Consider the following 16,520-nt stretch of genomic DNA (forward strand, 5'->3'; position numbering starts at 1 on the left):
AGTCGCCGCGCATGAGCGCCACATCGTCGGCTCGGGCCGCAAGGCCGTCGAGCATCCGGCCTTCACGGCCGTCAACATCGTGCTCGGCAATCTCAAGACCGCGATCACCGGCACCTATCACGCCTTCGATTTCGCCAAATATGGCCATCGCTATCTGGCCGAAGTCGCCTATCGCTTCAACCGTCGGTTCGATCTGTCCAGCATCCTCAGGCGCCTGATCCGCGCCGCCGCGCGGACCGCACCATGGCCTGATCCCAAGCTCAGGTTGGCTGCGATTCGCACCTAATCAGGCTTCACAAAGCCGATCCTTGCTTTCGATCGGACTGTGTTTTTTAATATATAAAGTTATTTGAAATTCTGGCCCATTTTCACAGCGTGGACGAACCAAGCAAGTCCGAGCGCATCTTAGCCTTGGTGCAGCAGCTGGGCGTGCTGCGGCCCAAGGACCTCGCGCCGCATGGCATCCAGGCCGAATATCTGCGTCGGCTCTGCGACCGCGGCCTGTTGAAGAAGCTCCGCCGCGGCAGCTATGTGCCGGCCGAGCGCCGCCTGTCGTTCGAACTGAGCCTGGCGCTCGTCGCACGCGCCGTGCCGAACGGCGTGATCTGCCTGCAGTCCGCACTCACTTGGCACGGGCTCGGCGAAGCCAATCCGCGCGAGATCGCGGTCGCCATCGAACGGCGGGCGGCACGGCCGCGCGTCGACTTCCCGGCCTTGCGCATCGCCCGCCTCGGCGGCCCCGCGTTCACCGAGGGGGTCGAGGTGCATGCGCTCGAGCACGTCGACGTGCCGATCTACTGTCTCGAAAAAACACTGGCCGATCTGTTCAAGTTCCGCAACAAGATCGGGCCGCACATCGCCGTCGACGCGCTGCGCGCCGCGCTGGCCAAGGGGCGAGTCGATCTCGATGCGCTCTGGCACTACGCCCGGCTGTGCCGTGTCGAGCGCGTCATGAAACCCTATGTCGATGCCCTCGCCGGGCATTAGGCACTCTCGCAAGGACGCGCCATGATCCGACGCCGCTCCCCGCCACTTCGCTGGCTCGTCGTTCTCCTGCTGCCGTTCGCGGGTAGCGCGTGGGCGCAGGCCGACATGCCACCGCGCCCCGCCGATCCGAACCTCGCGGCGCCCGCCGCCGGCGCCGACGACCCGGACGAAGAAGAGAAGGTCCGCATCCGGGTTCCGAAGTCGCTGGCGCGCTGCCTCGATCACGCAGTCGAGCCCTTCACACTGGTCGGTGCGCAGCCCTGCCTGTCCTTCCACAAACCGATGTACCTGATGCCGGGCACCTACAGCGACCGTTACCCCGGCGAGGAAACCGAGTTCGTCTATCAGATCAGCCTCAAGCTGAATCTGTTCAGCAGCAATGTCTTCTTCGCGTACACCCAGAAGTCGTACTGGCAGATCTACAACGCCAACGACTCGCGGCCGTTTCGCGAGACCAACTACAACCCCGAGATCTTCTACCGCTGGAAGCCGGAACTCGCCTGGTGCTCCGGCTGCGGCCTCGACCTCGGCTTCGAGCACGAATCGAACGGCAAGGACGTGCAGGACTCGCGTTCCTGGAATCGCGTCTATTTCACCGCCTTCCACGAGTGGAAGCGGACGCTGGTCGACCTCAAGCTCTGGTACCGGATTCCGGAAGATCCGAAGAAGACGCCGGACGATCCGAAGGGCGACGACAACCCGGACATCGACGACTATTACGGCTACGGCGAACTGCGCGTGCAGCAGCGCCTGTTCCACCACAATCATCTGGCGGCGCTGATGCTGCGCGGCAATCCGTCGACCGGCAAGGGCGCTGTCGAGTTGAACTACAGCGTGCCGTTCGGCGACTACCTGTACTGGAACGTCTACGTCTTCAACGGCTACGGCGACAGCCTGATTGACTACAACCGCAGCCTGACGCGCGTCGGCATCGGCGTGATGCTGGCGCGCTAGGAACCCGCGCGCGATCCCGGACAGAACGCCGGCCCGCGCCTGCAAACGGCAAGCGGCAGAAGCCGGCGGCGGCACGAGTCCATACCGACAGCAACGCCTTCGCGCGCCAATGCCGCGGAAAGCAAAACGGGCGCCCGAGGCGCCCGTTTCGTTTCGCGTGCCGGCTGGCGGCAGCGCGCTTACTCGGCGGCGGCTTCCGCGGCGGCCTTCGCCGGACGGTCGACCAGCTCGACGTACGCCATCGGCGCATCGTCACCGGCGCGGAATCCGCACTTGAGAATGCGCAGATAGCCACCCGGACGCGCCTTGTAGCGCGGAGCAATCTCGTTGAAGAGCTTCTGCACGGCATCGCGGTCGCGCAGGCGCGAGAAGGCGATGCGGCGGTTGTGCAGCGAGTCCTCCTTGGCGCGCGTGATCAGCGGCTCGGCCAGACGGCGAAGTTCCTTCGCCTTCGGCAGCGTGGTCTTGATCAGCTCGTGCTCGAAGAGGGCGACGGCGATGGCCTGCATCGTCGCCTTGCGGTGGCTGCTGGTACGGCCGAAGGTACGGCCCGACATCTTGTGGCGCATGACTTTTTTCCCGTAAAGCCTTAGGCAGGCACCTTCGGCGACGACCAGTTCTCGAGCTTCATGCCGAGATCCAGCTCGTGCGAGCGGAGCGCTTCCTTGATTTCGTTGAGCGACTTCTTGCCGAGATTCGGCGTCTTCATCAGCTCCATCTCCGTGCGCTGCACGAGATCGCCGATGTAGTAGATGTTCTCGGCCTTGAGGCAGTTCGCCGAGCGGACCGTCAGCTCGAGGTCGTCGATCGGACGGAACAGGATCGGCGACAGTTCCTTCTTGCCCGGTACCGCGGCGGCCTGCGCCGCTTCGGCTTCGAGGTCGACGAACACGGCGAGCTGGTCGCGCAGGATGCGCGCAGCCAGACGAACCGCTTCGGCCGGATCGATGCCGCCGTTGGTGTCGACGTCGAGGATCAGCTTGTCGAGGTCGGTGCGCTGCGCGACGCGGGCACGCTCGACCGCATAGGAGACGCGGCGAACCGGGCTGTAGCTCGCATCGAGCTTGAGCACGCCGACGCCGCGGGCGTCTTCCTCACGGATCGCGCTGGCGGCCGGCACGTAGCCGCGGCCGCGCGTCACCTTCAGCGTCAGGCTCAGCTTGCCGCCGGTCAGATTGGCGAGCACCAGCTCCGGATTGACGATCTCGACGTCGTGGTCGAGCTTGATGTCCCCGGCGGTGACCGGCCCCTTGCCCGACTTCTCGAGGCGCAGGGTCGCTTCGTCACGCGCGTGCATGCGGATCGCGATGTTCTTGATGTTCAGCAGGATGTCGAGCACATCCTCCTGGACGCCCTCCACCGCGCTGTACTCGTGCACGACGCCGTCGATCTGCACTTCGGTGATCGCGGCGCCCGGGATCGAAGACAGCAGGATGCGGCGCAGCGCGTTGCCGAGCGTGTGGCCGAAGCCACGCTCCATCGGCTCCAGCGCGACGCGAGCGTGGGTCGGAGACAGCGTCTCCACTTCGATCTGACGCGGCTTGAGCAGGTCGGCGACAACGTTCTGCATGATGTACCTCTCTAAATAACCAGGACTTGAAGCGAGCGGACTCGAATTACTTCGAGTACAACTCGACGACCAGCGCCTCGTTGATGTCCGGCACGATCTGATCGCGGGTCGGGACGGCCTTGAAGGTGCCCTTGAGACCCTTCTCGTCGACTTCGACCCAGTCAGCAAGACCGGCCTGGGTGGCGATCGACAGCGCTTCGGCGATGCGCGACTGGTTGCGCGCAGCGTCGCGAATCTCGACCACGTCGCCGGCCTTGACCTGATACGACGGGATGTTGACGAGCTTGCCGTTGACGACGATCGACTTGTGCGAAACCAGCTGACGAGCCTCGGCGCGGGTGCGCGAGAAGCCCATGCGGTAAACGACGTTGTCGAGGCGGGTCTCGAGCAGCTGCAACAGCAGCAGGCCCGTGGCGCCCTTCTTCGACGATGCCTTCAGGTAATAGTTGCGGAACTGCTTCTCGAGCACGCCGTACATCTGCTTGAGCTTCTGCTTCTCGCGCAGCTGCAGGGCGTAGTCGGACAGACGCGGCTTGACGGCGCCATGCTGACCCGGGCGGGTCTCCATGTTGCACTTGCTGTCGATCGCGCGGGCGCGCGACTTCAGCAGCAGATCGGTGCCGGCGCGGCGGGACAGCTTGCACTTCGGGCCAATGTAACGAGCCATGGAATTCTCTCCTTACACGCGGCGGCGCTTGGCCGGGCGGCAGCCGTTATGCGGAATCGGCGTGACGTCGGTGATGTTGGTGATCTTGAAACCGGCGGCGTTGAGCGCGCGCACGGCCGACTCGCGGCCCGGGCCCGGGCCCTTGACGCGAACTTCGAGGTTCTTGACGCCGTGCTCGGCGGCAGCCTGGCCTGCCTTGTCGGCAGCGACCTGCGCGGCAAACGGCGTCGACTTGCGCGAGCCCTTGAAGCCGGCGGCACCCGCCGTGCTCCACGACAGGGTGTTGCCCTGGCGGTCGGTGATCAGCACGATCGTATTGTTGAAGGAGGCATGAATATGCGCCACCGCATCGGTGACGTTCTTCTTGACCTTCTTGCGCTTCGCCGCGGCAGCGGCCTGGGACGGATTAGCCATTTGCGTGTCCGGCTGTCAAATCAGGTTTTCTTGTTGGTCGCGACGGTGCCGCGGCGCGGCCCCTTGCGGGTGCGCGCATTGGTGCGCGTGCGCTGGCCACGGACCGGCAGGCCGCGGCGATGACGCAGGCCGCGATACGAGCCGAGGTCGATCAGGCGCTTGATGCTCATCGACACCTCGCGGCGCAGGTCGCCCTCCACCGTGTACTTGCCGATTTCCGTGCGCAGCTTATCGAGCTCGCCCTCGGTCAGCGTGCGGATCTGCACGGTCGGGTCGATGCCCGCTGCCTCGCAGATCTTCTGCGCACGGGTCTTACCGATGCCGTAGATCGCCCGCAGGGCGATGACGGTGTGTTTGCGATCCGGGATGTTGACGCCCGCGATACGTGCCATGTGCTACCTCGACTGATGCCTAACGCGCGAAAAGCCGCGCATTATATTGATCCAAAGGGTTTTAATCAAACCCGCGGGCGTTTAGCCCTGGCGCTGCTTGTGGCGCGGGTCGGTGCAGAGGATGCGCACGACGCCATTGCGACGGACGACCTTGCAGTTCCGGCAGATTTTCTTGACCGATGCACGGACTTTCATGACTCACCTCGAGACTAGGTAATCGGACTAGCGGCTCTGCGCCGGGCCCAGAGACTTCAGATTGGCCTTCTTCAGCAGGCCTTCGTACTGGTGCGACATCAGGTGCGCCTGCAGCTGCGCCATGAAGTCCATCACCACGACCACCGTGATCAGCAGCGACGTACCACCAAAGTAGAACGGGATGCTGGTGACGAATGAGCGCAGGATTTCCGGCACCAGGCAGATCACCAGGATGTAGACCGAGCCGACCACCGTCAGGCGCGTCAGCACCGTGTCGATGTACTTGGCCGTCATCGCCCCCGGGCGCACACCCGGAATAAAGGCGCCGGACTTCTTCAGATTGTCGGCGGTCTCGCGCGAATCGAACACGAGCGCCGTGTAGAAGAAGCAGAAGAAGATGATCAGCAGGCCGTAGAGCAGCGTATACAGCGGCTGGCCAGGCGACAGCGCGTTGGCCAGCTTCTGCAGGAAGCTGCCCGCCGCAGAGCCGCTGTCGCCGCCGAAGAACTGCACCAGCGACGCCGGGAACAGAATGATCGACGACGCAAAGATCGGCGGGATGACGCCCGACATGTTGAGCTTCAGCGGCAGATGCTGGGTCTGCGCAGCGAAGATCTTGCGACCCTGCTGGCGGCGCGCGTGGTGGATCGGGATGCGCCGCTGGGCGCGCTCGAAGAACACCACGCCCCAGGTCACAAGCGCGATCAGGGCCAGCACCGCGATCACCGTGAAGCCACCGATCGACCCCTCGCTGACCAGCTGCGCGGTCGAGCCCAGCGCACGCGGGAAGCCCGCGACGATGCCGGCGAAGATGATCATCGAAATGCCGTTGCCGACGCCACGCTCGGTGATCTGCTCGCCGAGCCACATCAGGAACATCGTGCCGGTGACCAGGCTGACGGTCGCGACGAACAGGAAGCCGAAGCCGGCATTGATCGCGACGCCGGACTTCTGCAGCGCGAGCGCAGCGCCGAATGACTGGAAGATCGCCAGCGCCAGCGTGCCGTAGCGCGTGTACTTGGTGATCTGCCGGCGACCGGACTCGCCTTCCTTCTTCAGCTCCTTGAGCTGCGGAACGACGGTCGCCATCAGCTGGACGATGATGCTCGCCGAGATGTACGGCATCACGCCGAGCGCGAAGATCGACAGGCGATGCAGGGCGCCACCCGAGAACATGTTGAACATGTCCAGAATGGTGCCGCGGCTCTGGTTGAACAGGGCCGCCAGCTGCACCGGGTCGATCCCCGGTACCGGGATGAAGCTGCCGACGCGGAACACGATGATCGCACCGAGCAAGAACAGCAGGCGGTTGCGCACCTCGCCGATCTTGCTCAGGTCCGGCACCATCGAGCCGCCTGCAGTACCCGGAGTCTTCGCCATAACCGTGTCCGGTCCTTACTCGGCGATCGAACCGCCGACGGCGGTGATGGCCTCGCGGGCGCCCTTGGTCACGAGCACGCCCTTGAGCGACAGCTTGCGGCTCAGCTCACCGGACTTGATGACCTTGGCGGTCTGCGCGGTCGCCGGCACGACGTTCTCCGCCTTCAGCGCGGCGATGTCGATCTCGGTGGCCTTCATCTTCTCCAGCTCCGACAGGCGCACTTCCGCCGTCAGGCCCTTGAGCGGCGACTTGAAGCCGCGCTTCGGCAGGCGACGCTGGATCGGCATCTGGCCGCCCTCGAAGCCCAGCTTGTGGTAGCCGCCCTTGCGCGCGTGCTGACCCTTGTGGCCGCGGCCGGCCGTCTTGCCGAGGCCCGAACCGATGCCGCGAGCAACGCGGACCTTCTTGGTCTTGGCGCCCTTGGCCGGCTTGATGGTGTTGAGTTTCATGATGTTGTCTTCCGTTGCCGAGTCGGCTCTCAGACTTCTTCGACGCGCAGCATGTACGCGACCTTGTTGACCATGCCCATGTTCTCGGGCGTGGCGGCAATGGTCACCGTCTGGTGCATGCGACGCAGGCCGAGGCCGTGCACGCAGGCCTGATGGTTCGGCAGGCGCTTGGCGAGGCTACGGATCAGCGTCAGCTTGATCTGCTTGGTGGCGGTCATGGTGGTCGTACTCGTTCTTTAGCCGAGGAGTTCTTCGACCGTCTTGCCGCGCTTGGCGGCCATCTCGGACGGCAGATTCATCTTCGTCAGCGCATCCATCGTCGCGCGGACCAGGTTGATCGGGTTGCGCGAGCCGAGCGCCTTGGCCAGCACGTTCTGCACGCCGGCAACCTCGAACACGGCGCGCATTGCGCCGCCGGCGATGACGCCGGTACCGTCCGAAGCCGGACGCAGGAACACCTTGGCGGCGCCGTGCTGACCCCAGATCTCGTGCTGCACGGTCAGGCCCTTGAGCGGCACCGTGACCATGTTCTTGCGAGCCTGGTCCATCGCCTTGCTGATCGCCTGCGGCACTTCGCGCGCCTTGCCGTAGCCGAAGCCGACGCGACCGGCGCCGTCACCGACGACCGTCAGCGCGGTGAAGGCGAACTGCTTGCCGCCCTTGACCGTCTTCGATACGCGATTGACGGTGATGAGCTTTTCCTTGAACTCGCCGCCGCTCTGCTCTTCGTAGTTGTGCTGGGTCGCCATGTCTTAGAACTCCAGGCCGGCTTCGCGCGCGGCATCGGCCAGCGCCTTGATACGGCCGTGATATTGGAAACCGCCGCGATCGAAGGCCACCTTGGTGATGCCTTTTTCCTTGGCGCGCTCGGCGATCGCCGCGCCGACCTTCTTGGCCGCCTCGACGTTGCTCGTGCCGCTCAGGTCCGCAGCCAGCGCCTTCTCGACCGTCGACGCGGAGACGACCGTCACCGACGCGTCAGGCGCGATGATCTGCGCATAGATGTGCTGCGAGGTGCGATGCACGGCGAGACGGTGCACGCCGAGTTCGCGGATGTGGGCGCGCGTGCGGCGGGCGCGGCGCAGACGGGTTTGTTTCTTGTCCTTCATATCGATCCAGTTCTTTCTGGCAACTTTTTGGCGAATACCAAAATGTTCGCGGGAAGTAATCCGGCCCATGTGCGCAGCGCGACCCGAAGGAGGGTCGGCCACGCGAGCACGTTATTTCTTCTTCGCTTCCTTGAGTTCCACCTTCTCGGTGGAGTAGCGCACGCCCTTGCCCTTGTACGGCTCCGGCGGACGGAAACCACGGATGTCAGCGGCGACCTGACCGACCATCTTCTTGTCGGCGCCCTTGACGAGGATCTCGGTCTGCGTCGGCGTCTCCACCGTGATGCCTTCCGGGATCGGGTATTCGATCGGATGCGAGAAGCCGAGCGAGAGGTTCAGCTTCTTGCCGGCGGTCGCGGCACGATAGCCGACGCCCACCAGATTCAGCTTCTTCTCGTAGCCCTTCGACACGCCGACCACGGCATTGTTCAGCAGCGCGCGGAACGTGCCGGCCTGCATATTGTCGGCGGCGATCGAGCCGGCGGCGACCGTGACGGTATCGCCCTGCACCTCGATCTCGACCTTGGCCGGCACATTGATCGTCAGGCTGCTCTTGGCGCCCTTGACGGTCAGCTGGCCATGGGCCGCCGAGACCTGCACACCGGCCGGCAGCTTCACCGGCATCTTGGCAACGCGGGACATGGAACTCTCCTTAGGCGACGATGCAGAGCACTTCGCCGCCGAGACCGGCCGCGCGCGCCTTGCGGTCGCTGACCACGCCTTTCGGCGTGGAAACGATGGCGACGCCGAGACCGCCGAGAACCTTCGGCAGCTCGTCCTTGCCCTTGTACACGCGCAGCGCCGGCTTCGAGATGCGCTCGATGCGCTCGATCACCGGCTTGCCCTCGAAGTACTTCAGGGCGAGCGTGATGGTCTTCTTGGCGCCGTCGGTGACGACACTGTAGTCGGCGATATAGCCCTCGTCCTTGAGGACGGCTGCGATCGCTTCCTTGATCTTCGAAGAAGGCGACGAAACCTGCTTCTTACGCGCCGCCTGGGCGTTGCGGATGCGCGTGAGGAAGTCGGCGATAGGATCGGTCATGCTCATATCTAAATCCTCTTACCAGCTCGCCTTCTTGAGGCCCGGCACTTCGCCGCGGTTGGCGGCTTCGCGCAGCTTGTGGCGCGCCAGGCCGAACTTCTTGTAAACGCCGCGCGAGCGGCCGGTCAGCTGGCAGCGGTTACGCTGGCGCGTCTTCGCCGAGTCGCGCGGCAGCTTCTGCAGGGCGACGACGGCCGCAGCCTTGTCTTCGTCCGAAACGGTTTCGCTGACGATCGCAGCCTTCAGCGCCGCGCGCTTCTTGGCGTACTTCGCGGCGAGGGCGGCGCGCTTCTTCTCGCGCTCGATCATGTTGGTCTTGGCCATGGTTCGATGCCCTTACTTGCGGAACGGGAAGTTGAACGCCTCAAGCAGCGCTTTGCCGTGCTCGTCGCTCTTCGCCGTCGTGGTGATGGTGATGTTCATGCCGCGCACCGCGTCGACCTTTTCGTACTCGATTTCCGGAAAGATGATCTGCTCGGTGACGCCGAAGTTGAAGTTGCCGGCGCCGTCGAAGCCGCGCGCCGAGATGCCGCGGAAGTCGCGGATGCGCGGCAGCGCAACGACGATCAGGCGTTCCAGGAACTCGTACATCTTCTCGCGGCGCAGCGTCACCTTGACGCCGACCGGATAGTTCTCACGGACCTTGAACGCCGCGATGGCGATACGGGTCTTGGTGACGACCGGCTTCTGGCCGGCGATCGCCGTCATGTCCTCGACAGCCTTCTCGATCACCTTGCGATCGGTCGTCGCTTCACCGACACCCATGTTCAGGGTGATCTTGGTGATGCGCGGCACTTCCATTACGCCGACGCCCAGCTTCTCGCGGAGTTCGGCCGCGAGCTTATCGCGGTAAAGAGTTTGCAGATTCGCCATGGCTTTCTACCTTAGTCCACCAGCTCGCTGTTGGACTTGAATACACGCACCTTGCGGCGCTTCTCGCCCTCGCCCTCGAACTTGAAGCCGACGCGGTCGCCCTTGCCCGTCTTCGCGTTCCAGATGGCCACGTTCGACACGTCGATCGGCATTTCCTTCTCGACGATGCCGCCGGCGACGCCGGCGTTCGGGTTGCCGCGCTGATGCTTCTTGGCGACGTTCACGCCTTCGACGATGACCTTGCCGGCATCGACCAGCACCTGCGCGACCTTGCCGCGACGGCCCTTGTCCTTGCCGGTGATGACGACGACTTCGTCGCCTTTCTTAATCTTGCTCATGATCGCCTGTCCTCAGATCACTTCCGGCGCCAGCGACACGATCTTCATGAAGCGGTCGCGCAGCTCGCGCGTCACCGGTCCGAAGATGCGGGTGCCCAGCGGCTCCAGCTTGTTGGTGAGCAGCACCGCCGCGTTGCTGTCGAAGCGGATCACCGAACCGTCGGCGCGCTTGATCGGGAACTTGGTGCGCACGACGACCGCGTCATGCACCTCGCCCTTCTTGACCTTGCCGCGCGGAATCGCGTCCTTGACGGTGACCTTGATCAGGTCGCCCACGCCCGCGTAGCGGCGATAGGTCGAGCCCTTGACCTGGATGACCTGCACTTCGCGCGCGCCGCTGTTGTCGGCGACGACCAGAAAGCTTTCCTGTTGAATCATGGTCTGGCTCTCCGCTTAGCCGGCCGCGCCGGTCTTCAGCACTTCGACGAGGCGAAAGCGCTTGGTGGCCGACAGCGGGCGCGTCTCGACGATCGCCACGGTGTCGCCTTCCTTGGCCTGGTTGTTTTCGTCGTGCGCGCGCAGCTTGGTCGAGCGGCGCAGCGTCTTGCCGTAGAGCGGATGGCGCTCGACGCGCTCAACGAGCACGGTGATGGTCTTGTCGCCCTTGTCGCTGACGACGCGGCCGACCACGCGGTTGCCCGCCTTCTTCTCAGTCTGTTCGCTCATGACTACTTCACCTGGCTACGCGCAATGGTCTTGACCCGCGCGATCTTCTTGCGCGCCTCGCGCACGAGATGCGGCTTCGTGGCCTGGCCTGCGCCCTGCTGCATGCGCAGGTTGAACTGCTCGCGCCGCAGCGCGGTGAGCTCTTCGGCGAGCGCCTTCGCGTCCTTGCCGCGCAGGGACTTCACATATTCGGAGGTCTTCATTACATGATCGTCCGGTTGACGAAGCTGGTCTTCACCGGCAGCTTCGCCGCGGCCAGGCGAAACGCCTCGCGCGCGGTAACTTCATCGACGCCTTCCATTTCGTAGAGCACCTTGCCGGGCTGCACCTTGCAAACCCAGTACTCGACGTTGCCCTTACCGGAGCCCATGCGGACTTCCAGCGGCTTCTTGGTGACCGGAACGTCCGGGAACAGGCGGATCCAGACCTTGCCGCCGCGCTTGATGTAGCGCGTGATGACGCGGCGCGCCGCTTCGATCTGGCGGGCCGTCACGCGGCCGGGTTCGGTCGCCTTCAGGCCCCACTCACCGAAGCTGACCTTGTTACCCACCAAGGCCATACCGGTGTTGGAACCTTTGCGTTGCTTGCGAAATTTGGTTCGCTTGGGCTGCATCATGGCAGTAGTCTCCCGACCTTAGGCCGCACGGGCCTCGGTCGTCTCGTTCTTTTCCTGGCGACGGTCGGTGTCGAACACCTCACCGGTGAACACCCAGACCTTGATTCCGATCACGCCGTACGTGGTGCGGGCTTCACCGACCGCGTAGTCGACGTTGGCGCGCAGCGTGTGAAGCGGCACGCGGCCTTCGCGATACCACTCGGTGCGCGCGATCTCGGCGCCGTTCAGGCGGCCGCCGACCTGGATCTTGATACCGCCCGCGCCGAGGCGCATGGCGTTCTGCACCGCACGCTTCATCGCGCGACGGAACATGATACGGCGCTCGAGCTGCTGCGCGATGCTGTCAGCGACCAGCTTCGCATCGAGCTCCGGCTTGCGGATTTCCTCGACCGAGATGTGCACCGAGTCGGCCTTCAGGCCCATGCGCTTGGCGACTTCGCCCTTCAGCTTCTCGATGTCCTCGCCCTTCTTGCCGATGACGATGCCCGGACGCGCGGTGTGGATCGTCACGCGGGCCGACTTGGCCGGGCGGTCGATCTGGATGCGCGACACCGACGCCTGCGAAAGCTTCTTGCGCAGGAATTCGCGGACCTGAATGTCCTTCAGCAGGTTCTCGCCGTAGGCCTTGCGCTCGGCGTACCAATTGGACGTCCAGGACGTCGTGATGCCGAGGCGGAAGCCGTTCGGATTGACTTTATGACCCATGACTGTTCTCTCTTCCGAAGCGGCGGCCTTACTGGCCGTCCGAGACCTTGATCGTGATGTGGCTGGTCGGCTTCACGATGCGATCAGCGCGGCCCTTGGCACGCGGCATGATGCGCTTGAGCACCGGGCCCTCGTCCACGTAGATCTCCTTGACCTTCAGCTCGTCGACGTCGGCGCCGTGATTGTTCTCGGCGTTGGCGATCGCCGACTCCAGCACCTTGAACAGGATGCGGGCAGGCTTGCGGGTGGAGTACTTCAGGATGTTGCGCGCCTCGTCGACCGGCTTGCCGCGGACGAGGTCGGCAACGGCCCGCGCCTTCTTCGGCGACAGGCGAACAAACTTCAGGATGGCTTGGGTCTGCATGGCGCTCACTTCTTGGCGTCAACTTTCTTGTCGCCGTGCCCCTTGAAGGTGCGCGTCGGGGCGAACTCACCGAGCTTGTGGCCGACCATGTTGTCGGTCACGAACACCGGCAGATGCTGCTTGCCGTTGTGCACCTGGATCGTCAGGCCGACGAAATCCGGGGTGATCATCGAACGACGCGACCAGGTCTTGATCGGCTTCTTCACGCGCTGGCCGGCCATTCCATCCACCTTCTTCGCGAGATGGTGGTCGACGAACGGGCCCTTCTTGACGGAACGAGGCATGACGTTACCTGCTTACTTCTTCGAGTGGCGGCTGCGCACGATGAACTTCTGCGTGCGCTTGTTGTTGCGGGTCTTGAGGCCCTTGGTCTGCTGGCCCCACGGCGTCACCGGATGCGGGTTGCCCTGTCCGGAACGGCCTTCACCACCACCGTGCGGGTGATCGACCGGGTTCATGACGACACCGCGGACGGTCGGGCGGATGCCCTTGTGACGCTTGGCGCCGGCCTTGCCGTACTGGCGCAGGTTGTGTTCGTTGTTGCCGACTTCGCCGATCACGGCGCGGCACTCCGACAGCACCTTGCGCATCTCGCCCGAACGCAGGCGAATCGTCGCGTACTCGCCTTCGCGGGCGACCAGCTGGATGGCAGCGCCGGCGCTGCGCGCGATCTGCGCGCCCTTGCCCGGACGCAGCTCGACGCAGTGCACGGTCGAACCGATCGGGATGTTGCGCAGCGGCAGCGCGTTGCCGGCGCGAATCGGCGCGTCGGTGCCGGACTGCAGCGTGTCGCCAGCGGCAACGCCGCGCGGCGCGATGATGTAGCGGCGCTCGCCGTCGGCGTAGCACAGCAGCGCGATGTGCGCCGAACGGTTCGGATCGTACTCGACGCGCTCGACCTTGGCCGGCACGCCGTCCTTGTTGCGCTTGAAGTCGACCAGACGATAGTGCTGCTTCTGGCCGCCACCCTTGTGGCGCGTGGTGATGTGGCCGTTGTTGTTACGGCCGCCCGAGTTCTTCTGCTTCTCGAGCAGCGGCGCGTACGCCTCGCCCTTCCACAGGCCCGGCGTGACTACCTTGACCTGGTGACGCGCGCCCGGCGACGTCGGCTTGAGTTGGACCAATGGCATTTTCTAGCCCTCGTTATGCGGAGGCGCCGCCCAGGAAATCGATTTCCTGGCCCTGCGCGAGCGTGACGTACGCCTTCTTCCAGTCGGAGCGCTTGCCCTCGAACCGGCCGAAACGCTTGTTCTTGCCCTTCACGGTCAGCGTGCGGACGCCGTCAACCTTGACGTTGAACAGCTTCTCGACCGCCTCCTTGATCTCGGGCTTGGCCGCGTCGCGGGCGACCTTGAACACGGCCTGGTTGTGCTTCTCGGCAACGCGCGTGCCCTTTTCCGAGACGACCGGCGCGATGATGATCTGATGCAGACGATCGACGTTCATTGCAGCCACGCCTCCAGCTTCTTGACCGCGTCCGCCGTGATGACCACCTTCTGGTGGCGCAGCAGCGTGACCGGATTGAGGGCCTCGACATCGCAAACCGCCACGTGCGGCAGGTTGCGGGCCGAAAGGAACAGGTTCTGGTCGAGTTCGCCAGTGACGATCAGCACGTCGTTCGCGCCGAGCTTGGTGAGCTGCTCGACAAGACCCTTGGTCTTCGGCGCGTCGACCTTGAACGCTTCGGCGACGATCAGGTGATTCTGGCGGGCCAGCTCGGCGACGATCGAGCGGATGGCGCCGCGATACATCTTGCGGTTCACCTTCTGCGCGTGGTCACGCGGCGTGGCCGCGAACGTGGTGCCGCCACCGCGCCAGAGCGGCGAGCGGATCGAACCGGCGCGAGCGCGGCCCGTGCCCTTCTGCTTCCACGGCTTCTTGCCGCCGCCACGCACCTCGCCCTTGGCGAGCTGCGCCTTCGTGCCTGCGCGGCCGGCCGCCATGTAAGCGGTGACCACCTGGTGGATCAGCGGTTCGTTGTACTCGGCGCCGAACACGGCGTCCGAAACGTTCAGCTTGTTCGTGCTGTTATAGAGTTGAATATCCATGGCCGTTTTTCCTCAGTGACCCAGACCCGACGACTCAGGCCTTCACCGTGGGGCGCACGATGACTTCGCCATTCGTGGCACCCGGCACCGCACCCTTCACCAGCAGAAGGTTGCGGTCTACATCAATCTTGACCAGATCCAGGTTCAGCGCCGTAACGCGATCCGAACCCATGTGCCCGGCCATCTTCTTGCCCTTGAACACGCGACCCGGCGCCTGGCGCTGGCCGATCGAGCCCGGAGAGCGATGCGACAGCGAGTTGCCGTGCGTCGCACGACCACCGCCGAAGTTCCAGCGCTTCTGCACGCCGGCAAAACCCTTACCCTTCGAGACGCCGGTGACATCCACGGCCTTGACGCCGTCGAACTGGTCAACCTTGATCTCGGCGCCGGTGGCGAGATCCGCGCCCTCGCCCTCGGCGAGACGGATTTCCCACAGGCTGCGGCCGGCAGCGATGCCCGCCTTCTTGTAGTGCCCGGTCAGCGCCTTGTTGACGCGACCCGGCTTCTCCTCACCCACGGCCACCTGCACTGCGCGGTAGCCATCGGTTTCCACGGTCTTGACCTGAGCCACGCGGTTCGGCGTGCACTCGATAACGGTCACCGGAATCGACGCGCCTTCTTCAGTGAAGATGCGCGTCATGCCTGCCTTGCGGCCCACGATTGCGATCGTCATGTCCGTTTCTCCTTTAGCTCAGCGAGATCTGGACTTCGACGCCGGCCGGCAGGTCGAGCTTCGACAACGCATCGACGGTCTTTTCCGTCGGGTCGACGATCTGCATGAGCCGCTTATGCGTGCGGATCTCGTACTGGTCGCGCGCATCCTTGTCGGCGTGCGGCGAAACGAGGATGGTGAAGCGTTCCTTGCGCGTAGGCAGCGGGATCGGCCCACGGACGACGGCACCGGTGCGCTTCGCGGTCTCAACGATTTCCTTCGCCGACTTGTCGATCAGTCGGTGGTCGAAGGCCTTGAGCCGGATGCGAATAGATTGGCTGGTCGCGGCCATGCTTTGGTTTCCGGTTTAAAGAGCGGGGAACAAAAGGGGCGCGAATTTTATTCGCGCCCCAGCCAAAAGTAAAGCGGAAAAGGTTTTACGCCAGGATCTTGGTGACGACGCCGGCGCCGACCGTGCGGCCGCCTTCGCGGATCGCGAAGCGAACGCCGTCTTCCATCGCGATCGGCGAGATCAGCTCCACCGTCATCTGCACGTTGTCGCCCGGCATCACCATTTCCTGTTCGAACTGGATCGAACCGGTCACGTCCGTCGTGCGGAAGTAGAACTGCGGACGGTAGCCCTTGAAGAACGGCGTGTGACGACCGCCCTCTTCTTTCGTCAGCACGTACACCTCACCCTCGAACTTCGAGTGCGGCTTGATCGTGCCCGGCTTGCACAGCACCTGGCCGCGCTCCACGTCTTCCTTCTTCGTGCCGCGCAGCAGAATGCCGACGTTGTCGCCCGCCTGGCCCTGGTCCAGCAGCTTGCGGAACATCTCGACGCCCGTGACGATCGTCTTCTGCGTGTCGCGAATGCCGACGATTTCGACTTCCTCGCCCACCTTGACCACGCCGCGCTCGATACGGCCCGTCACCACCGTGCCGCGGCCCGAGATCGAGAACACGTCTTCGATCGGCAGCAGGAACGGCTTGTCCGTCTCGCGCTGCGGTTCCGGAATCCACGTGTCCAGCGCGTTGTACAGCTCTTCCAGCTTCGCGACCCATTCCGGATCGCCCTGGATCGCCTTGATCGCCGAG

The 16,520-nt window shown here is 64.4% G+C and carries 32 protein-coding genes; 3 read left to right on the top strand and 29 right to left on the bottom strand.

Features of this window, described 5'->3' with window-relative positions:
- The 3 genes from H149_RS21760 to H149_RS21765 form a co-directional block, all read left to right on the top strand.
- A partial coding sequence (locus tag H149_RS21760; RefSeq protein ID WP_020651311.1) for a transposase occupies positions 1-286 on the top strand: 286 nt, incomplete at its 5' end.
- A gap of 89 nt (positions 287-375) precedes the next feature.
- Positions 376-987: a type IV toxin-antitoxin system AbiEi family antitoxin domain-containing protein gene (locus tag H149_RS0118805; protein WP_026353322.1), complete on the top strand. Its 612-nt coding sequence runs from the start codon at positions 376-378 to the stop codon at positions 985-987.
- 105 nt (positions 988-1,092) lie between these two features.
- Complete coding sequence (locus H149_RS21765; RefSeq protein ID WP_020651313.1) at positions 1,093-1,941, top strand: phospholipase A; 849 nt, start codon at positions 1,093-1,095, stop codon at positions 1,939-1,941.
- A gap of 179 nt (positions 1,942-2,120) precedes the next feature.
- Here H149_RS21765 and rplQ read toward each other — a convergent pair whose 3' ends face one another.
- The 29 genes from rplQ to H149_RS0118955 form a co-directional block, all read right to left on the bottom strand.
- Positions 2,121-2,510, bottom strand: a complete 390-nt coding sequence (rplQ, locus tag H149_RS0118815) for a 50S ribosomal protein L17 (RefSeq protein ID WP_020651314.1) — start codon at positions 2,508-2,510, stop codon at positions 2,121-2,123.
- A gap of 20 nt (positions 2,511-2,530) precedes the next feature.
- Complete coding sequence (locus tag H149_RS0118820) at positions 2,531-3,511, bottom strand: DNA-directed RNA polymerase subunit alpha (RefSeq protein WP_020651315.1); 981 nt, start codon at positions 3,509-3,511, stop codon at positions 2,531-2,533.
- Between the two features lie 46 nt (positions 3,512-3,557).
- Positions 3,558-4,178 (bottom strand): 30S ribosomal protein S4, encoded by a 621-nt coding sequence (gene rpsD / locus H149_RS0118825; RefSeq protein ID WP_020651316.1) that lies wholly within the window; start codon positions 4,176-4,178, stop codon positions 3,558-3,560.
- A 12-nt stretch (positions 4,179-4,190) separates the two neighbouring features.
- On the bottom strand, positions 4,191-4,592 hold the full coding sequence (gene rpsK, locus H149_RS0118830) for a 30S ribosomal protein S11 (RefSeq protein WP_020651317.1): 402 nt from the start codon (positions 4,590-4,592) through the stop codon (positions 4,191-4,193).
- A gap of 20 nt (positions 4,593-4,612) precedes the next feature.
- Positions 4,613-4,984: a 30S ribosomal protein S13 gene (gene rpsM, locus H149_RS0118835; RefSeq protein ID WP_020651318.1), complete on the bottom strand. Its 372-nt coding sequence runs from the start codon at positions 4,982-4,984 to the stop codon at positions 4,613-4,615.
- An 81-nt stretch (positions 4,985-5,065) separates the two neighbouring features.
- Complete coding sequence (rpmJ, locus tag H149_RS0118840) at positions 5,066-5,179, bottom strand: 50S ribosomal protein L36 (protein ID WP_020651319.1); 114 nt, start codon at positions 5,177-5,179, stop codon at positions 5,066-5,068.
- A gap of 27 nt (positions 5,180-5,206) precedes the next feature.
- Positions 5,207-6,559, bottom strand: a complete 1,353-nt coding sequence (secY, locus tag H149_RS0118845) for a preprotein translocase subunit SecY (RefSeq protein ID WP_026353323.1) — start codon at positions 6,557-6,559, stop codon at positions 5,207-5,209.
- A gap of 15 nt (positions 6,560-6,574) precedes the next feature.
- Entirely contained in the window at positions 6,575-7,009 is a 435-nt protein-coding gene (gene rplO / locus H149_RS0118850) for a 50S ribosomal protein L15 (protein ID WP_020651321.1), read from the bottom strand.
- Between the two features lie 29 nt (positions 7,010-7,038).
- Entirely contained in the window at positions 7,039-7,227 is a 189-nt protein-coding gene (gene rpmD, locus H149_RS0118855; RefSeq protein WP_020651322.1) for a 50S ribosomal protein L30, read from the bottom strand.
- An 18-nt stretch (positions 7,228-7,245) separates the two neighbouring features.
- Complete coding sequence (gene rpsE, locus H149_RS0118860; protein ID WP_020651323.1) at positions 7,246-7,758, bottom strand: 30S ribosomal protein S5; 513 nt, start codon at positions 7,756-7,758, stop codon at positions 7,246-7,248.
- A gap of 3 nt (positions 7,759-7,761) precedes the next feature.
- Positions 7,762-8,118 (bottom strand): 50S ribosomal protein L18, encoded by a 357-nt coding sequence (gene rplR, locus H149_RS0118865; RefSeq protein ID WP_020651324.1) that lies wholly within the window; start codon positions 8,116-8,118, stop codon positions 7,762-7,764.
- Positions 8,119-8,229: 111 nt separating this feature from the next.
- On the bottom strand, positions 8,230-8,760 hold the full coding sequence (gene rplF / locus H149_RS0118870) for a 50S ribosomal protein L6 (protein ID WP_020651325.1): 531 nt from the start codon (positions 8,758-8,760) through the stop codon (positions 8,230-8,232).
- Positions 8,761-8,770: 10 nt separating this feature from the next.
- The gene (gene rpsH / locus H149_RS0118875) at positions 8,771-9,166 is read right to left on the bottom strand and encodes a 30S ribosomal protein S8 (protein ID WP_020651326.1); all 396 of its coding nucleotides are present in this window, start codon (positions 9,164-9,166) and stop codon (positions 8,771-8,773) included.
- Positions 9,167-9,178: 12 nt separating this feature from the next.
- Entirely contained in the window at positions 9,179-9,484 is a 306-nt protein-coding gene (rpsN, locus tag H149_RS0118880; protein WP_020651327.1) for a 30S ribosomal protein S14, read from the bottom strand.
- A 12-nt stretch (positions 9,485-9,496) separates the two neighbouring features.
- Positions 9,497-10,033 carry a 50S ribosomal protein L5 gene (rplE, locus tag H149_RS0118885; protein WP_020651328.1) on the bottom strand — a complete coding sequence of 179 codons (537 nt, stop codon included), beginning with the start codon at positions 10,031-10,033 and terminating at the stop codon, positions 9,497-9,499.
- 11 nt (positions 10,034-10,044) lie between these two features.
- On the bottom strand, positions 10,045-10,371 hold the full coding sequence (gene rplX, locus H149_RS0118890; RefSeq protein WP_020651329.1) for a 50S ribosomal protein L24: 327 nt from the start codon (positions 10,369-10,371) through the stop codon (positions 10,045-10,047).
- 12 nt (positions 10,372-10,383) lie between these two features.
- Positions 10,384-10,749, bottom strand: coding sequence for a 50S ribosomal protein L14 (rplN, locus tag H149_RS0118895; protein ID WP_020651330.1), 366 nt, complete (start codon positions 10,747-10,749; stop codon positions 10,384-10,386).
- A 15-nt stretch (positions 10,750-10,764) separates the two neighbouring features.
- Positions 10,765-11,037, bottom strand: a complete 273-nt coding sequence (gene rpsQ, locus H149_RS0118900; protein ID WP_020651331.1) for a 30S ribosomal protein S17 — start codon at positions 11,035-11,037, stop codon at positions 10,765-10,767.
- Positions 11,038-11,039: 2 nt separating this feature from the next.
- Positions 11,040-11,240: a 50S ribosomal protein L29 gene (gene rpmC / locus H149_RS0118905; protein WP_020651332.1), complete on the bottom strand. Its 201-nt coding sequence runs from the start codon at positions 11,238-11,240 to the stop codon at positions 11,040-11,042.
- Positions 11,240-11,653, bottom strand: coding sequence for a 50S ribosomal protein L16 (gene rplP / locus H149_RS0118910; protein WP_026353325.1), 414 nt, complete (start codon positions 11,651-11,653; stop codon positions 11,240-11,242). Before rplP ends, rpmC begins: the two co-directional genes overlap by 1 nt.
- Before the next feature lie 18 nt (positions 11,654-11,671).
- Positions 11,672-12,358: a 30S ribosomal protein S3 gene (gene rpsC / locus H149_RS0118915; protein WP_020651334.1), complete on the bottom strand. Its 687-nt coding sequence runs from the start codon at positions 12,356-12,358 to the stop codon at positions 11,672-11,674.
- Positions 12,359-12,386: 28 nt separating this feature from the next.
- Positions 12,387-12,722, bottom strand: coding sequence for a 50S ribosomal protein L22 (gene rplV / locus H149_RS0118920; RefSeq protein WP_026353326.1), 336 nt, complete (start codon positions 12,720-12,722; stop codon positions 12,387-12,389).
- Positions 12,723-12,727: 5 nt separating this feature from the next.
- Entirely contained in the window at positions 12,728-13,006 is a 279-nt protein-coding gene (gene rpsS, locus H149_RS0118925; RefSeq protein ID WP_026353327.1) for a 30S ribosomal protein S19, read from the bottom strand.
- Positions 13,007-13,018: 12 nt separating this feature from the next.
- Positions 13,019-13,852 (bottom strand): 50S ribosomal protein L2, encoded by an 834-nt coding sequence (gene rplB / locus H149_RS0118930; RefSeq protein WP_020651337.1) that lies wholly within the window; start codon positions 13,850-13,852, stop codon positions 13,019-13,021.
- A 13-nt stretch (positions 13,853-13,865) separates the two neighbouring features.
- A complete protein-coding gene (rplW, locus tag H149_RS0118935) occupies positions 13,866-14,168 on the bottom strand; it encodes a 50S ribosomal protein L23 (protein WP_020651338.1) in 303 nt (100 codons plus the stop codon).
- Positions 14,165-14,770 carry a 50S ribosomal protein L4 gene (rplD, locus tag H149_RS0118940; protein WP_020651339.1) on the bottom strand — a complete coding sequence of 202 codons (606 nt, stop codon included), beginning with the start codon at positions 14,768-14,770 and terminating at the stop codon, positions 14,165-14,167. The genes rplW and rplD overlap by 4 nt, the downstream gene beginning before the upstream one ends.
- A gap of 34 nt (positions 14,771-14,804) precedes the next feature.
- Positions 14,805-15,443, bottom strand: coding sequence for a 50S ribosomal protein L3 (rplC, locus tag H149_RS0118945; RefSeq protein WP_020651340.1), 639 nt, complete (start codon positions 15,441-15,443; stop codon positions 14,805-14,807).
- A gap of 13 nt (positions 15,444-15,456) precedes the next feature.
- Positions 15,457-15,774 (bottom strand): 30S ribosomal protein S10, encoded by a 318-nt coding sequence (rpsJ, locus tag H149_RS0118950; RefSeq protein WP_020651341.1) that lies wholly within the window; start codon positions 15,772-15,774, stop codon positions 15,457-15,459.
- An 85-nt stretch (positions 15,775-15,859) separates the two neighbouring features.
- Positions 15,860-16,520: EF-Tu C-terminal domain-related protein (locus H149_RS0118955; protein ID WP_020651310.1), on the bottom strand; the 661-nt coding region annotated here is incomplete at its 5' end.

It is taken from the genome of Solimonas variicoloris DSM 15731 (assembly GCF_000382285.1).
Classification (GTDB): Bacteria; Pseudomonadota; Gammaproteobacteria; order Nevskiales; family Nevskiaceae; genus Solimonas; species Solimonas variicoloris.

Bases quoted from the DNA above. Each gene is read 5' to 3' on its own strand.
- rpsS (WP_026353327.1), bottom strand. From the start codon at position 13,006: ATGCCTCGTTCCGTCAAGAAGGGCCCGTTCGTCGACCACCATCTCGCG.
- rpmJ (WP_020651319.1), bottom strand. From the start codon at position 5,179: ATGAAAGTCCGTGCATCGGTCAAGAAAATCTGCCGGAACTGCAAGGTC.
- rpmD (WP_020651322.1), bottom strand. From the start codon at position 7,227: ATGACCGCCACCAAGCAGATCAAGCTGACGCTGATCCGTAGCCTCGCC.
- rplV (WP_026353326.1), bottom strand. From the start codon at position 12,722: ATGCAGACCCAAGCCATCCTGAAGTTTGTTCGCCTGTCGCCGAAGAAG.
- rplO (WP_020651321.1), bottom strand. From the start codon at position 7,009: ATGAAACTCAACACCATCAAGCCGGCCAAGGGCGCCAAGACCAAGAAG.
- rpsE (WP_020651323.1), bottom strand. From the start codon at position 7,758: ATGGCGACCCAGCACAACTACGAAGAGCAGAGCGGCGGCGAGTTCAAG.
- rplQ (WP_020651314.1), bottom strand. From the start codon at position 2,510: ATGCGCCACAAGATGTCGGGCCGTACCTTCGGCCGTACCAGCAGCCAC.
- H149_RS21765 (WP_020651313.1), top strand. From the start codon at position 1,093: ATGCCACCGCGCCCCGCCGATCCGAACCTCGCGGCGCCCGCCGCCGGC.
- rpsD (WP_020651316.1), bottom strand. From the start codon at position 4,178: ATGGCTCGTTACATTGGCCCGAAGTGCAAGCTGTCCCGCCGCGCCGGC.
- rplX (WP_020651329.1), bottom strand. From the start codon at position 10,371: ATGAGCAAGATTAAGAAAGGCGACGAAGTCGTCGTCATCACCGGCAAG.
- rpsC (WP_020651334.1), bottom strand. From the start codon at position 12,358: ATGGGTCATAAAGTCAATCCGAACGGCTTCCGCCTCGGCATCACGACG.
- rplP (WP_026353325.1), bottom strand. From the start codon at position 11,653: ATGATGCAGCCCAAGCGAACCAAATTTCGCAAGCAACGCAAAGGTTCC.
- rplE (WP_020651328.1), bottom strand. From the start codon at position 10,033: ATGGCGAATCTGCAAACTCTTTACCGCGATAAGCTCGCGGCCGAACTC.
- rpmC (WP_020651332.1), bottom strand. From the start codon at position 11,240: ATGAAGACCTCCGAATATGTGAAGTCCCTGCGCGGCAAGGACGCGAAG.
- rplC (WP_020651340.1), bottom strand. From the start codon at position 15,443: ATGACGATCGCAATCGTGGGCCGCAAGGCAGGCATGACGCGCATCTTC.
- rplF (WP_020651325.1), bottom strand. From the start codon at position 8,760: ATGTCCCGCGTTGCCAAGATGCCGGTGAAGCTGCCGGCCGGTGTGCAG.
- rpsJ (WP_020651341.1), bottom strand. From the start codon at position 15,774: ATGGCCGCGACCAGCCAATCTATTCGCATCCGGCTCAAGGCCTTCGAC.
- rpsQ (WP_020651331.1), bottom strand. From the start codon at position 11,037: ATGAGCGAACAGACTGAGAAGAAGGCGGGCAACCGCGTGGTCGGCCGC.
- rpsM (WP_020651318.1), bottom strand. From the start codon at position 4,984: ATGGCACGTATCGCGGGCGTCAACATCCCGGATCGCAAACACACCGTC.
- rplB (WP_020651337.1), bottom strand. From the start codon at position 13,852: ATGCCATTGGTCCAACTCAAGCCGACGTCGCCGGGCGCGCGTCACCAG.
- rplD (WP_020651339.1), bottom strand. From the start codon at position 14,770: ATGGATATTCAACTCTATAACAGCACGAACAAGCTGAACGTTTCGGAC.
- H149_RS0118820 (WP_020651315.1), bottom strand. From the start codon at position 3,511: ATGCAGAACGTTGTCGCCGACCTGCTCAAGCCGCGTCAGATCGAAGTG.
- rpsN (WP_020651327.1), bottom strand. From the start codon at position 9,484: ATGGCCAAGACCAACATGATCGAGCGCGAGAAGAAGCGCGCCGCCCTC.
- rplW (WP_020651338.1), bottom strand. From the start codon at position 14,168: ATGAACGTCGATCGTCTGCATCAGATCATCATCGCGCCGGTCGTCTCG.
- rplN (WP_020651330.1), bottom strand. From the start codon at position 10,749: ATGATTCAACAGGAAAGCTTTCTGGTCGTCGCCGACAACAGCGGCGCG.
- rpsK (WP_020651317.1), bottom strand. From the start codon at position 4,592: ATGGCTAATCCGTCCCAGGCCGCTGCCGCGGCGAAGCGCAAGAAGGTC.
- rplR (WP_020651324.1), bottom strand. From the start codon at position 8,118: ATGAAGGACAAGAAACAAACCCGTCTGCGCCGCGCCCGCCGCACGCGC.
- secY (WP_026353323.1), bottom strand. From the start codon at position 6,559: ATGGCGAAGACTCCGGGTACTGCAGGCGGCTCGATGGTGCCGGACCTG.
- rpsH (WP_020651326.1), bottom strand. From the start codon at position 9,166: ATGAGCATGACCGATCCTATCGCCGACTTCCTCACGCGCATCCGCAAC.